The organism is Streptomyces aurantiacus (assembly GCF_027107535.1).
Taxonomy (GTDB): Bacteria; Actinomycetota; Actinomycetes; order Streptomycetales; family Streptomycetaceae; genus Streptomyces.
The window spans coordinates 766,711-781,674 of sequence record NZ_CP114283.1 but is presented as its reverse complement, the minus strand read 5'-3'; the positions used below and the strand labels follow the sequence as shown (position 1 = coordinate 781,674).

The 14,964-nt window shown below is 65.7% G+C and carries 10 protein-coding genes; all 10 read right to left on the bottom strand.

Going from position 1 to position 14,964, the window contains the following annotated elements:
- Positions 1–4 precede the first annotated feature (4 nt).
- Positions 5–3,904 carry a DNA-directed RNA polymerase subunit beta' gene (locus O1Q96_RS05215; protein WP_269247070.1) on the bottom strand — a complete coding sequence of 1,300 codons (3,900 nt, stop codon included), beginning with the start codon at positions 3,902–3,904 and terminating at the stop codon, positions 5–7.
- A 102-nt stretch (positions 3,905–4,006) separates the two neighbouring features.
- Positions 4,007–7,492: a DNA-directed RNA polymerase subunit beta gene (gene rpoB, locus O1Q96_RS05210; protein WP_269247069.1), complete on the bottom strand. Its 3,486-nt coding sequence runs from the start codon at positions 7,490–7,492 to the stop codon at positions 4,007–4,009.
- Between the two features lie 637 nt (positions 7,493–8,129).
- Positions 8,130–8,513 (bottom strand): 50S ribosomal protein L7/L12, encoded by a 384-nt coding sequence (gene rplL / locus O1Q96_RS05205; RefSeq protein ID WP_266831266.1) that lies wholly within the window; start codon positions 8,511–8,513, stop codon positions 8,130–8,132.
- Positions 8,514–8,622: 109 nt separating this feature from the next.
- The gene (gene rplJ, locus O1Q96_RS05200; protein ID WP_269247068.1) at positions 8,623–9,153 is read right to left on the bottom strand and encodes a 50S ribosomal protein L10; all 531 of its coding nucleotides are present in this window, start codon (positions 9,151–9,153) and stop codon (positions 8,623–8,625) included.
- A gap of 309 nt (positions 9,154–9,462) precedes the next feature.
- A complete protein-coding gene (locus tag O1Q96_RS05195) occupies positions 9,463–10,338 on the bottom strand; it encodes an SCO4651 family lipoprotein (RefSeq protein ID WP_269247067.1) in 876 nt (291 codons plus the stop codon).
- Between the two features lie 123 nt (positions 10,339–10,461).
- Complete coding sequence (locus tag O1Q96_RS05190; protein ID WP_269247066.1) at positions 10,462–11,361, bottom strand: SCO4651 family lipoprotein; 900 nt, start codon at positions 11,359–11,361, stop codon at positions 10,462–10,464.
- 163 nt (positions 11,362–11,524) lie between these two features.
- On the bottom strand, positions 11,525–12,250 hold the full coding sequence (gene rplA, locus O1Q96_RS05185) for a 50S ribosomal protein L1 (protein WP_217455097.1): 726 nt from the start codon (positions 12,248–12,250) through the stop codon (positions 11,525–11,527).
- Between the two features lie 79 nt (positions 12,251–12,329).
- A complete protein-coding gene (gene rplK / locus O1Q96_RS05180) occupies positions 12,330–12,764 on the bottom strand; it encodes a 50S ribosomal protein L11 (protein WP_030359033.1) in 435 nt (144 codons plus the stop codon).
- 310 nt (positions 12,765–13,074) lie between these two features.
- Positions 13,075–13,368 carry a hypothetical protein gene (locus O1Q96_RS05175; protein WP_269247065.1) on the bottom strand — a complete coding sequence of 98 codons (294 nt, stop codon included), beginning with the start codon at positions 13,366–13,368 and terminating at the stop codon, positions 13,075–13,077.
- A 421-nt stretch (positions 13,369–13,789) separates the two neighbouring features.
- Positions 13,790–14,527 carry a GntR family transcriptional regulator gene (locus O1Q96_RS05170; protein WP_269247064.1) on the bottom strand — a complete coding sequence of 246 codons (738 nt, stop codon included), beginning with the start codon at positions 14,525–14,527 and terminating at the stop codon, positions 13,790–13,792.
- Between the last annotated feature and the right edge of the window lie 437 nt (positions 14,528–14,964).

Here is a 14,964-nt window from a genome sequence, read left to right as displayed (position 1 = left end):
TCGCTTACTGGTTGTACGGACCGTAGTCGTAGTCCTCCAGCGGAACGGCCTGGCCGGAGCCCGTGCCGAACGGCGAGTAGTCGATGTCGTCGTAGCCGACGGCCGAGTACATCGCGGCCTTGGCCTCCTCGGTCGGCTCGACCCGGATGTTGCGGTAGCGGGACAGACCCGTACCGGCCGGGATGAGCTTACCGATGATGACGTTCTCCTTGAGGCCGATCAGGGAGTCGGACTTGGCGTTGATCGCCGCGTCCGTCAGAACCCTGGTCGTCTCCTGGAAGGACGCCGCCGACAGCCACGACTCGGTGGCCAGCGACGCCTTGGTGATACCCATCAGCTGCGGACGGCCGGAGGCCGGGTGGCCGCCTTCCTGGACCACACGACGGTTCTCGGTCTCGAACTTCGACCGCTCGACGAGCTCGCCGGGCAGCAGCTCCGCGTCGCCCGACTCGATGATCGTCACGCGGCGGAGCATCTGCCGGATGATGATCTCGATGTGCTTGTCGTGGATCGACACGCCCTGCGAGTTGTAGACCCGCTGGACTTCGCCGACCAGGTGGACCTGGACGGCACGCTGACCCAGGATGCGCAGCACGTCGTGCGGGTTGGTGGCGCCCACGGTGAGCTTCTGGCCCACCTCGACGTGGTCGCCCTCGCCCACCAGCAGACGGGCACGCTTCGAGATCGGGAACGCCGTCTCGTCGCTGCCGTCGTCGGGGGTGACGACGAGCTTCTTGGTCTTCTCGGTCTCCTCGATCCGCACGCGGCCGGAGGCCTCGGAGATCGGGGCGACACCCTTCGGCGTACGAGCCTCGAAGAGCTCGACGACACGGGGCAGACCCTGGGTGATGTCGTCACCGGCCACACCACCGGTGTGGAAGGTACGCATCGTCAGCTGCGTGCCGGGCTCACCGATGGACTGGGCGGCGATGATGCCGACCGCCTCACCGATGTCGACCAGCTTGCCGGTGGCCAGCGAACGGCCGTAGCACATGGCGCAGGTACCGACGGCGGACTCGCAGGTCAGGACCGAGCGGGTCTTGACCTCCTTGATGCCGTGCTTGACGAGCTCGTCGATGAGGACGTCGCCGAGGTCGGTGTTGGCCGGAGCCAGCACCCGCCCGTCGACGGTGATGTCCTCGGCCAGCGCACGTGCGTACACGCTGGTCTCGACGTTCTCCGCCTTGCGCAGGACGCCGTCGGCGCCGAGCTCGGCGATCTCCAGACGCAGGCCGCGGTCGGTGCCGCAGTCCTCCTCGCGAATGATGACGTCCTGCGAGACGTCCACCAGACGACGGGTGAGGTAACCCGAGTCGGCGGTACGCAGGGCGGTGTCCGCCAGACCCTTACGGGCACCGTGCGTGGAGATGAAGTACTCAAGGACGGACAGGCCCTCACGGAACGACGCCTTGATGGGACGCGGGATCGTCTCGTTCTTGGCGTTCGACACCAGACCACGCATACCGGCGATCTGACGCATCTGCATCATGTTTCCGCGAGCGCCCGAGTTCACCATCATGGAGACCGGGTTCGTCTTCGGGAAGTTCGCGTTCATCGCCTCGGCGACCTCGTTGGTCGCCTTGGTCCAGATCGCGATGAGCTCCTGCGTGCGCTCGTCCTTGGTGATCAGACCACGCTCGTACTGCTTCTGGACCTTCTCGTCCTGGTCCTCGTAGCCCTTGACGATCGCGCGCTTCGCGTCGGGAACGACGATGTCGGAGATGGCCACGGTGACGCCGGAACGGGTCGCCCAGTAGAAGCCGGAAGCCTTCAGGTTGTCGAGCGTCGCCGCCACGATGACCTTGGGGTAGCGCTCGGCGAGGTCGTTGACGATCTCGGAGAGCTGCTTCTTGCCGACCTCGTAGTCGACGAACGGGTAGTCCTCGGGCAGCAGCTCGTTGAAGAGCGCGCGGCCCAGGGTGGTGTTCAGGCGGAAGGTGTCACCCTGCTGCCACTCCGGCTCGCCCTCCTCACGCGCCGGCGGGGTCCAGCCGCGCGGCGGGATGGTGCCCACCGGGAAGCGGATGTCCACGCGCGACTGCAGCGAGAGCTCGCCGGCGTCGAACGCCATGATCGCCTCGGCCGAGGAGCCGAAGGACCGGCCCTCGCCCTTGACGTCCCGCAGCTCGCCGTCGGTGGTGAGGAAGAACAGACCGAGGACCATGTCCTGGGTCGGCATCGTCACCGGACGGCCGTCGGCGGGCTTGAGGATGTTGTTCGAGGACAGCATCAGGATGCGGGCCTCGGCCTGCGCCTCCGCGGAGAGCGGCAGGTGCACGGCCATCTGGTCACCGTCGAAGTCCGCGTTGAACGCGGTGCAGACGAGCGGGTGGATCTGGATGGCCTTGCCCTCGACCAGCTGCGGCTCGAAGGCCTGGATGCCGAGGCGGTGCAGGGTGGGAGCACGGTTCAGCAGAACCGGGTGCTCGGCGATGACCTCTTCGAGGACGTCGTACACGACCGTGCGGCCGCGCTCCACCATGCGCTTGGCGCTCTTGATGTTCTGCGCGTGGTTCAGGTCGACCAGGCGCTTCATCACGAACGGCTTGAAGAGCTCCAGCGCCATCGCCTTCGGCAGACCGCACTGGTGCAGCTTCAGCTGCGGACCGACGACGATCACGGAACGCGCGGAGTAGTCCACACGCTTGCCGAGCAGGTTCTGACGGAAACGACCCTGCTTGCCCTTGAGCATGTCGCTCAGGGACTTCAGCGGGCGGTTGCCGGGACCGGTGACGGGGCGACCACGACGACCGTTGTCGAAGAGGGCGTCCACGGCCTCCTGGAGCATGCGCTTCTCGTTGTTCACGATGATCTCGGGCGCGCCGAGGTCGAGAAGCCGCTTCAGACGGTTGTTCCGGTTGATCACACGGCGGTACAGGTCGTTCAGGTCGGAGGTCGCGAAGCGGCCACCGTCCAGCTGCACCATCGGGCGAAGGTCCGGCGGGATGACCGGCACGCAGTCGAGCACCATGCCCTTGGGGCTGTTGCTGGTCTGCAGGAACGCGGAGACGACCTTGAGGCGCTTGAGCGCACGGGTCTTCTTCTGGCCCTTGCCGGTACGGATGATCTCGCGGAGGCGCTCGGCCTCCTCGTCGAGGTCGAAGGACTCCAGGCGCTTCTGCAGCGCCGCGGCACCCATCGAACCGTCGAAGTACGTGCCGAAACGGTCACGCAGCTCGCGGTAGAGGAGCTCGTCACCTTCGAGGTCCTGGACCTTGAGGTTCTTGAAGCGGGTCCACACCTCGTCGAGACGGTCGATCTCGCGCTGCGCACGGTCGCGCAGCTGCTTCATCTCGCGCTCGGCACCTTCGCGCACCTTGCGGCGTACGTCGGCCTTGGCGCCCTCGGCCTCGAGCTCGGCCAGGTCGGTCTCGAGCTTCTTGGCGCGGGCCTCCAGGTCGGAGTCACGGCGGTTCTCGACCTGCTGACGCTCGACGGAGACGTGCGCCTCCAGCGAGGGCAGGTCACGCGTACGACGCTCGTCGTCGACGTACGTGATCATGTACGCGGCGAAGTAGATGACCTTCTCGAGGTCCTTCGGGGCGAGGTCGAGCAGGTAGCCCAGCCGCGACGGAACGCCCTTGAAGTACCAGATGTGGGTCACGGGAGCGGCAAGCTCGATGTGGCCCATCCGCTCACGACGCACCTTGGCGCGAGTGACCTCGACGCCGCAGCGCTCGCAGATGATGCCCTTGAAGCGGACGCGCTTGTACTTGCCGCAGTAGCACTCCCAGTCCCGGGTCGGACCGAAGATCTTCTCGCAGAAGAGTCCGTCCTTCTCGGGCTTGAGGGTGCGGTAGTTGATGGTCTCCGGCTTCTTGACCTCACCGTGGGACCACTGACGAATGTCGTCAGCGGTAGCAAGGCCGATCCGCAGCTCGTCGAAGAAGTTGACGTCGAGCACTTGTCGTCAATCCCTCTTTCGGGGGTCGATTCTTCACTGGTCTGACTGGGGTCCGGGGTTGGTTAGCCGGGGCTCTTGTTCAGGGAGCCCCGGCCAGACCCGTCAGACCTCTTCGACGCTGCTCGGCTCACGCCGGGACAGGTCGATACCGAGCTCTTCCGCGGCGCGGAAGACGTCCTCGTCCGTGTCGCGCATCTCGATGGACATGCCGTCCGAGGACAGCACCTCCACGTTGAGGCAGAGCGACTGCATTTCCTTGATGAGCACCTTGAAGGACTCGGGAATGCCGGGCTCAGGAATGTTCTCGCCCTTGACGATGGCCTCGTAGACCTTCACGCGGCCGGTCACGTCGTCGGACTTGATGGTCAGCAGTTCCTGGAGGGCGTAAGCGGCGCCATAAGCCTCAAGCGCCCACACCTCCATCTCACCGAAGCGCTGGCCACCGAACTGGGCCTTACCACCCAGCGGCTGCTGGGTGATCATCGAGTACGGACCGGTCGACCGGGCGTGCAGCTTGTCGTCGACCAGGTGGTGGAGCTTGAGGATGTACATGTAGCCGACCGAGACGGGCTCCGGGAACGGCTCGCCGGAGCGGCCGTCGAACAGCGGCGCCTTACCGGTGGGCAGCACCATGCGCGAGCCGTCGCGGTTCGGGATCGTGTGCTGCAGCAGACCGGCCAGCTCGTCCTCACGCGCACCGTCGAAGACGGGGGTGGCGACGTTCGTGCCGGGCTCGACCTTGTCGGCCTCGATGGCCTGGAGGCGCTGCGCCCAGTCGTCCGCGAGGCCGGAGACGTCCCAGCCGCGGCTGGCGAGCCAGCCGAGGTGGATCTCCAGGACCTGCCCCGGGTTCATTCGGGACGGGACACCCAGCGGGTTGAGGATGATGTCGACCGGAGTTCCGTCCTCGAGGAACGGCATGTCCTCGATGGGCAGGATCTTCGAGATGACGCCCTTGTTGCCGTGGCGGCCGGCGAGCTTGTCACCGTCCGTGATCTTGCGCTTCTGCGCCACGTAGACCCGAACCAGCTGGTTCACGCCCGGCGGCAGTTCGTCGCCCTCTTCACGGTCGAAGACGCGGACGCCGATGACCTTGCCGATCTCACCGTGCGGCACCTTCAGCGAGGTGTCGCGCACCTCGCGCGCCTTCTCACCGAAGATCGCGCGGAGCAGGCGCTCCTCCGGGGTCAGCTCGGTCTCACCCTTGGGCGTGACCTTGCCGACCAGGATGTCGCCGGCGACGACCTCGGCACCGATACGGATGATGCCGCGCTCGTCGAGGTCGGCGAGGACCTCCTCGGAGACGTTCGGGATGTCCCGGGTGATCTCCTCGGGGCCGAGCTTGGTGTCACGGGCGTCGACCTCGTGCTCCTCGATGTGGATCGAGGAGAGGACGTCGTCCTGCACGAGGCGCTGCGACAGGATGATCGCGTCCTCGTAGTTGTGACCCTCCCACGGCATGAAGGCGACGAGCAGGTTCTTGCCCAGCGCCATCTCGCCTTCCTGGGTGGCCGGACCGTCGGCGAGAACCTGGTTCTCGACGACCCGGTCGCCCTCGTTGACGACAACCTTCTGGTTGACCGAGGTGCCCTGGTTGGAGCGCGAGAACTTCGCGACGCGGTACGTGGTGTACGTGCCGTCGTCGTTGGCGACGGTGACGTAGTCCGCGGAGACCTCCTGGACCACACCCGCCTTCTCGGCCTTGATGACGTCACCGGCGTCGACGGCGCAGCGGTACTCCATGCCGGTACCGACGAGGGGAGCCTCGGCGGTGATCAGCGGCACGGCCTGGCGCATCATGTTCGCGCCCATGAGGGCACGGTTGGCGTCGTCGTGCTCGAGGAACGGGATCATGGCGGTCGCGACCGACACCATCTGGCGCGGCGAGACGTCCATGTAGTCGACGTCGTCACCGGGGACGTAGTCGACCTCTCCGCCACGACGGCGGACCAGGACGCGGGCCTCCTCGAACCGGAAGTCGTCGCCGAGCGGCGCGTTGGCCTGGGCGATGACGAAGCGGTCCTCCTCGTCGGCGGTCAGGTAGTCGACCTCGTCGGTGACGACACCGTCGGTGACCCGGCGGTACGGCGTCTCGACGAAGCCGAACGCGTTGACCCGGCCGTAGGAGGCGAGCGAGCCGATCAGGCCGATGTTCGGGCCTTCGGGGGTCTCGATCGGGCACATGCGGCCGTAGTGCGAGGGGTGCACGTCACGGACCTCGAAGCCGGCCCGCTCACGGGAGAGACCACCCGGGCCAAGAGCCGACAGACGGCGCTTGTGGGTGAGACCCGACAGCGGGTTGTTCTGGTCCATGAACTGCGACAGCTGGCTGGTGCCGAAGAACTCCTTGATGGAGGCGACGACCGGCCGGATGTTGATCAGGGTCTGCGGCGTGATCGCCTCGACGTCCTGGGTCGTCATGCGCTCACGCACGACGCGCTCCATACGAGCCAGACCCGTACGGACCTGGTTCTGGATGAGCTCGCCGACGTTGCGCAGACGACGGTTGCCGAAGTGGTCGATGTCGTCGGTCTCGACGACGATCGAGGTGCCGTTGTCACCAACGGTCTCGGTCTCACCGGCGTGCAGCTTCACCAGGTACTTGATCGTCGAGATGATGTCCTCGACGGTCAGGATCCCGGCGTCCAGCGGCGCCTCGCTGCCCAGCTTCTTGTTGACCTTGTAACGGCCGACCTTCGCGAGGTCGTAGCGCTTGGGGTTGAAGTAGAGGTTCTCGAGCAGCGTCTGCGCGGCCTCACGGGTCGGCGGCTCGCCCGGACGCAGCTTGCGGTAGATGTCGAGCAGCGCGTCGTCCTGGCCCTGGGTGTGGTCCTTCTCCAGGGTGGCGCGCATGGACTCGTACTCGCCGAACTCCTCGAGGATCTGCTCGGTCGTCCAACCGAGAGCCTTGAGCAGGACGGTGACGGACTGCTTGCGCTTGCGGTCGATGCGGACACCGACCATGTCACGCTTGTCGATCTCCATCTCCAGCCAGGCACCCCGGGACGGGATGACCTTGGAGGAGAAGATGTCCTTGTCGGACGTCTTGTCGATGGAGGAGTCGAAGTAGACACCCGGCGAGCGCACCAGCTGGGACACCACGACACGCTCGGTGCCGTTGATGACGAAGGTGCCCTTGTTGGTCATGAGCGGGAAGTCGCCCATGAAGACCGTCTGGGACTTGATCTCGCCGGTCTCGTTGTTGGTGAACTCGGCAGTGACGAAGAGGGGCGCGGAGTACGTGAAGTCGCGCTCCTTGCACTCGTCGATGGAGTTCTTGGGAGGCTCGAAGCGGTGGTCGCGGAACGTCAGGGACATCGACCCTGAGAAGTCCTCGATCGGGGAGATCTCCTCGAAGATCTCCTCAAGACCGGACTTGGTGGGGACGTCCTGTCCGCTGTCCAGAGCCGCCTCGACACGAGCCTTCCACGCGGCGTTGCCGAGCAGCCAGTCGAAGCTTTCGGTCTGCAGCGCAAGAAGGTTCGGAACCTCGAGGGGCTCCTTGATTTTTGCAAAGGAAATGCGCAGCGGGGCGGTGCTGGCGCCGTTGTTCGTATTCGCGGTCGAGGCAGTGCGCGAGGCGGCCAAGAGGGGGTCCTTCCGAGGGCTCGGACTCACTACGCGCGTACCGGTCCCAAGCCGTGCACCGTGACAGACGTTCCTTTGACCAGTCGAAAAGGACCAGGTCAGGGTCGGTTCGATCCACAGTGCTCAAGCGAGGGCATGCCCCTGGTGACGGGCAGGAGGCAGCTAACAGGCAGCGCAAAGGGTCAGTGTAGCCACTCGGCTCACTGATGTCCAGTGCGGGTTTTTGAAGACCCTCGTTGTTCTCAACCCCTGCTGCAAGCCACGCCCTCGATGCACATCGATACTGCCCTCTTCGCCGCCGATCCATGCCTCGGATCCGGATCGTTGTGACGACGCGTCCTGAGAATTGCGCGCTGCGTGCGGTTCGTCAAGGCCCCCCATGCCCGAACCGGGTGCTGCCATCGTCACTTGCAACCCGTCCTGCAACCCGTCTAGCTGCCCGTCACAGGGCGGCCGGAGGCACGAACGAAGATCACCATACTCGTCGCCACCGACAGTGCAAGGCAGTCACCGCACGGCCCCCTCGAACGCCGAAGAGCGACCACCCAGTTGGGTGATCGCTCTTCGGTGCGTCAGCGTTACAGCGCTACGAAAGCGGCTGCATACGGTCCGCAGGAGTCCTGGCGGACTCGTCGGGTCACTTGACCTCGACGGAGGCGCCGGCGCCCTTGAGGGACTCGGCAGCCTTCTCGGCGGCCTCCTTGGCGACCTTCTCGAGGACCGGCTTCGGAGCGCCGTCGACGAGGTCCTTGGCCTCCTTCAGACCCAGCGAGGTCAGCTCACGCACGACCTTGATGACCTGGATCTTCTTCTCGCCGGCACCGGTGAGGATGACGTCGAACTCGTCCTGCTCCTCCGGGGCCTCGGCAACGGCGCCCGGGCCGGCGGGGCCGGCAACGGCGACCGCGGCGGCGGCGGTGACGTCGAACTTCTCCTCGAAGGCCTTCACGAACTCGGAGAGCTCGATGAGGGTGAGGGACTCGAACTGCGCGAGCAGCTCTTCCTGGGACAGCTTCGCCATGATGGCGTCCTTCCACTAATTCGGCAGGTGCCGGATGTACTGGTGAGGCGGGCGTACGTTCGGCCCGCTACGACCGTCGCCTCAGGCGGCGGTCAATGCGCGAGCCGAGTTACTCGGCACCGCCCTGCTCGTCGAGCTTGACGCGAAGCGCCTCCGCAGTGCGGACGAACTTCGACGGGAGCGCCTGGAACAGCGAAGCGGTCTGGGACTGCTTGCTCTTCATGGCACCCGCCAGCTTGGCGAGCAGAACCTCGCGGGACTCGAGGTCCGCAAGCTTCTTGATCTCGTCGGCGGACAGCGCCTTACCGTCAAGGACACCGCCCTTGATGACGAGGTTCGGGTTGTCCTTGGCGAAGTCACGAAGACCCTTCGCCGACGTCACCGGGTCACCGGTGATGAAGGCAACTGCCGTCGGACCGTTGAACAGGTCGTCGAGCGTAGAGATCCCGGCCTCGTTGGCCGCGATCTTGGTCAGCGTGTTCTTCACCACGGCGTACTGGGCGTCTTCACCGAGCGAACGACGCAGCGTCTTGAGCTGCGCCACGGTGAGACCCCGGTACTCGGTCAGCACAGCGGCGTTCGAGCTACGGAACTGGTCCGCGAGCTCGGCTACCGCGGCAGCCTTGTCGGGCCTTGCCATAAGCGTGGCCTCCTTCCGGGTGATGAGGACCGCTCAGAAGGAGACTGGGAAAACGAAACGCCCCGGCGCAGGCGCACGGGGCGTGACTCGACCGAACTGATCCGTACGAAGTACGGGAGTGTCCGGGAGCTCATCCACAGTCACCTGCGCGGGTCGTCCGCAATTCAGCGGATCCTTCGGTCACCGATTCCTCTTGCGAGAGCACGGCAACGACCAGCGGTCTTTGGCTTCTGTGGAAGGTTACGTGAACGGGGCACTGTCAAGCAAATCCGTGCGTCGGCCCTCTTCCTGCCCGGGCCGGCGCGGATGTCAGCTCTCGATGTCGCCCATCATCTCGGCCAGGTCCATCGTGTCCTTGGCGGGCGGCGCGGTGACCTTCACGGGCTTGTTGTAGTCGATGAAGGTGATCACCATGTCGAGCTTGCCCTTGTCGGCGTCGCCCTTCATGCGGAACTGCTTCGTGCGGTCCTCTCCGTCGACCCACATGTCCATCGTGAGCTCGTCGACGCCCATCTTCTCGTACTGCTCGAGGCTCTTCTCGCGCTGCTCGCGCGTGGTCTTGCTCTCGTCCTTCAGCGACTTGCGGAACTGGTCGAGGGTGACCGTGCCCTGGTAGTGAGTGGTCTCGACGCCGTCGACCTTCTCGGTGCCGACCTTCCGCACGTCCTTGGAACCGGTGAGGAAGGTGGACTCCTGTGCCGGGTTCTTGTCGGCCGCTCCCGCGCCCGGGGCCGAGCCGCCCGTCGCGTCGTCACCCAGCGCGGACAGGTCGAACTTGATCCAGCTCTTGCCGTCCATCTCCTTGGCCGCCGCGGCGCCCCCGCCTATGTACATGGCCTTGTCGACCAGGCGGATCTCCGCGGTGCCGTCCTTGCCCTGGTCGAGGGCGGTCATCTTCATGCTCATGGCGACGTCGGGCTTCATCCGCATCTGGGCCTCGGCCTGGACGCGCCCCTCCTCCGGAGTCGTGCCCCTCATCCGGTAGCTGAGAGAGGTGATGTCCTCCGTGTTCTTCGCCGCCTTGGCCACGGCCGCGGCGGGCGTCATCTTCGGCGATTCGCCGGCGCCGTTGTCCTTGGCGCCGGAGTCCTCCGAACAGCCGGCCACACCCCCGCCGAGGACGAGCACGGCGAGCGCCGCGCCCGTCGCCCTGTGACGTACGGATCCGCGTACAGAAAGCTTCATGGTTCCCCCCTAGGAACAGATGAACGACTCACAGACAGGGCGCGAGCGTATCCCAGGGGAGCCCAGGCGGTCCTCCGAGTTGTCGTGAGGCCTGTGTGACGCCTGTGACGACTCGGAGGGTTCTCAGGCCGCCGGCTGGGTCTGCATCAGGTCCTTGAAGTCTGCGGTGTCGGCCGCCGGGGGCTCCTCGGTGGAGACCTTCACGCCGTAGTCGCTGTAGAACGCCGTCGAGGACATCGAGCCGGTCGCCAGCTCGCCCTTCTCGACCTTCTTGACCAGCAGGTCCTCGTCGTTCACCCAGATGTCGATCTTCTCGGTGGTCACACCGGCCTGCTCCAGCTGGCGCTTCATGTCGGCCAGTTGCTTCTCGCTGAGGTTCGAGCTCTTGCCCGCGAGGTCCGCGACGTCGACCGTGCCCGAGTAGTGCGTGGTGTTCTCGCCGCGCACCTTCTCCTCGCCGACCTTCCGGACGTCCCCGGAGGCCAGCAGGAGCTTCACCGACTGGTTCGGCGTGGTGTTCTGCATCTGGTCCTTCATGTACGCGCCCGATCCGCCGGCGAGGTCCGCCAGGTCGTCGTACGCGTACTTGATCCAGTGCTTGCCGCCGGACTGCTCGGCGAACTGGTCGCCCATCTTCGCGTAGTAGGCGTCCGGCAGGTAGCGGGCCTCCATGGAGGTCGTGCCCATCTGCCGCATCTGGTCGGCCATCGTGCCGCCGGTGTACGTGATCGTCAGGTTGCCGGTGAGGCCGTCGGCCCAGCCGAGGGCGCCGTCCGCCTCCATCGACATCAGCGTGCCCATGGTCGTGGTGGACTCGACCTTGGCGGAGTCCGCCTTGTCGGTGCTCTTCTCCACGGAACGCAGCGCCGCGATCGGGTTGACCTGGGCCTTGGCCTTGTTGGCCGCCTTGCCGTCCTCCCCCGAGCCCCCGCCGGAGTCCGAGCCGCTACAGGCCGCGGCTCCGGTCAGAGCGGCGGCCACCGCTATCGAGACGGTCACGCGTCGCACGGTCGTGGTCTTCATTCGTCCCCCTATGCGATTCCTGTGCCCCGCACGCTAGCGCAGGCCACCGACACCCGGCCCGGAAACGGAGCCCTGACAGAAAGAGACGGGCCCCGCACCTCGAAAGGTTGCGGGGCCCGTCCTGGAATCGCGTCGCGACGCGGCTGCCGGGTGAGCGTCAGGCTCAGACGGCGGCCGGGTCCTCCTCGACGAGGAGGTTGCGGGTGCGGTTCGAGTCGACCGGAATGCCGGGGCCGATCGTGGTGCTGATGGAGGCCTTCTTGATGTAGCGGCCCTTGGCGGCCGACGGCTTCAGACGAAGGATCTCGTCGAGCGCGGCGCCGTAGTTCTCCACCAGCTGGGTGTCGTCGAAGGACACCTTGCCGATGATGAAGTGCAGGTTCGAGTGCTTGTCGACGCGGAACTCGATCTTGCCGCCCTTGATCTCGGTCACGGCCTTGGCCACGTCCGGGGTCACGGTGCCGGTCTTCGGGTTCGGCATGAGACCACGCGGGCCGAGGACACGGCCCAGGCGGCCGACCTTGCCCATGAGGTCGGGGGTGGCGACGACGGCGTCGAAGTCCAGACGACCCTTCGCCACCTCGTCGATGAGCTCGTCGGAGCCGACGATGTCGGCGCCCGCGGCGGTCGCGGCCTCGGCACGGTCACCGGTCGCGAAGACCAGGACCCGGGCGGTCTTACCGGTGCCGTGCGGGAGGTTCACGGTGCCACGGACCATCTGGTCGGCCTTGCGCGGGTCGACACCCAGACGGAAGGCGACCTCGACGGTGCCGTCGAACTTGGACGTGGAGGTCTCCTTGGCGAGACGGACGGCCTCGAGCGGGGCGTACTGCTTCTCCCGGTCGATCTTGGCGTCCGAAGCGCGGAGAGACTTGCTGCGCTTGCTCACTACTGCTCCTGTGTGTTCTGAGGAGGCGTGGTGCGGGCCGAGCAGGCCCTGCCACGGTGTTCTACAGGGGTGGTGGGGGTCAGCCCTCGACCGTGATGCCCATGGAACGGGCGGTGCCGGCGATGATCTTCGACGCGGCGTCCAGGTCGTTCGCGTTGAGGTCGGGCATCTTGGTGGTGGCGATCTCGCGGACCTGCGCCTGGGTGATCTTGGCGACCTTGGTCTTGTGCGGCTCGCCGGAGCCCTTCTCGACACCAGCGGCCTTGAGGATCATCTTCGCGGCCGGCGGGGTCTTGGTGATGAAGGTGAAGGAGCGGTCTTCGTAGACCGTGATCTCCACCGGGATGACCCAGCCACGCTGCGACTCGGTCGCGGCGTTGTAGGCCTTGCAGAACTCCATGATGTTGACGCCGTGCTGGCCCAGTGCGGGGCCGACCGGCGGAGCCGGGTTGGCCGCACCGGCCTGGATCTGGAGCTTGATGAGCCCCGTGACCTTCTTCTTCTTGGGAGGCATTGCTCTCTCCGGGTCCTAGTGAGAGTTTCCAGCCGCCATTCCGGATCATCCGGACGGAGGCATACCGCACAACGATAACGGGTATCTGTGCGCGGCCAAAAACCGAGCAGGTCAGACGGGCTGCGAGAGCCTGTCTGACCTGGTCGGAGGCATACGGTCCGAAAGAACGTCAGTTCTTCTGGAAGTAGTGCCCCAAGTCTCTCACGTGGGCGGTCCTCGGACTCCGACTTTCTGACCAGCGCAGACGCCGGGACTAGCTGTCATCGTCTGTCAACGTCGGTTCACCTCGCACGGCCCCAAGGCGGCCCCGCTAGACGATGACTGCGCCCGGGTCGACCACGGTCACCGTCCCGCCGAGGTCATGCACACCCTTGCGAACCGTGCCATACACCTCGACATCGCCTCCTAGGTTGTAGACACCATCGGTCACCGTTCCATGGATACGAGCCGTGGCCCCTTCTTCGATGGTCACGCGTCCGGCTGTGCCGTGTAGGTCCAGGTGTCCACCACGGACAACCTTGATCCCCTTCGGAGCCATGCCGCGCAGTTCGTGGTGATCAGCCACCATCAAGAGCGAGTTGTGCACACCGTTCGTTTCGACCATAGGCACAGGTTACGGGCGGCATACGACAAACCGAGGTCGGCTCCGAGACTTTGGGCTGGAGCTGCCATGGGGCGAGTGATCATGGCCCCGTAAGCTCATCGCGAGTCGGGCAGTCTGTGGACCTGCCCGTAAAGCACGACGTTGGGGCCATGATCTTCGAGGCTCGCCCCATGGTGGCTGCCTAAAGTCTCGGAGCCGACCGGCCCCGCCGGCGGACGCTCCCACGGGGCTCGACTCGTGGCTTCCGGCCCTATCCACATGTGGGCGCGCGTCGGCGCAGCGCCCGCAGCGCGGGCCGAAGGCAGGAGCGCAGCGGGCAGCGGAGCCGGAAAGCGCGCCCGGCGGAGCGGAGCGCAGCCGGGTGCCTTGATGAGGTAGAGAAACCTGTAACCGGCTCACTTCCTACGCGGGCACGGTTCGGTCACTCAAGATCGTAGTCAGCAGCAAGTTCGCGGTCCGGGCCCATGAAGTCACGAGCAAACTCAGTGACTTGCCCGTACTGGTCCCAATAGGTGTTCGCCATGGTCAGGGCCAGGCTTCCCGCTTCGAGATCAAGGAGCGGCGCCAGATCTTCAGGCACGGCACGAATGGCCACGACGTCGCGCCGCTTGACCGCTCGGCGCCCCGTCCGATCTTCGATCAGACCAAAGGTCATCTTTGGCAACGGCCCTGTAGATGTGAGTTCCGGGGCGGCCTCCCCCAACTCCCCCGGCAGCCATGACGTCGAGAGTGCGATCACTCCATCTTCGTCTAGGTACCGTCGGCGTCGCTGGACTACGGGGACACCTTCGTCGACTCCAAGAGCGTCGGCTACCTCGGCGTCCGCTGGCACTACGTCAGCACTCACGATCTCGACCCGTTCGCCCGGCCGGAAGCCGGTCCCGGTGGTCCGCTGAAGCTGAAGTCGATCCGGTCCGGTCGTGATCTTGCTGGGCATACGCGCCACCGTCCCAATCCCCTGGATGGTCTCTGCGTACCCTTCTGCCCGCAAAACTCCCGCTACGCGCGTTGCCGTGGCAACAGATACACCCTCATCGCGGACGATGTCGCGGACAGATGGGATGCGGTCACCCGGACCCAGCTCGCCACGCTCGATCTGCCCTTTGATCTGCGCGGCAATACGCCGGTAGGGCGGCAGGGCGGACGCCGGTCCAGACATGATCTCAGCTCCTGTTCTAAAGCACTTCAGTACACCTCTTGACGGTGAAGGTGCTCTAGAACACTATAGAGCTGAGCCCGCTGCTCTAACAGGGTGGGAATCAGCACATGTCTTTCGCCGGGGGCGGCGCACCTACCGCCAAGCAGTTTCGCCGCCCCCTATGTCCCACGAAGGGAAGCTCCATCATGCCTGCTTCTGTTCAGGGTGCGCGCTGCGTCGTTCCGTCCTGCTACGACCTGTTGGACTGCATGGGTCGGTCGTCGGACTGCCCCGGCTGCGGGGTGTTCGCAGTCGGCTGGACCCGCGTGGACGTCGATGGGCTGTCGATCCTGACCCATGACGGTGACCTGATCTGCCCGAACGATGCAACGTTCGGCTACTCGCCTTGCGCCAACTGCTCCGAGATCCCGTGCTCTTGCGCCATCTCCAAGGAAGTC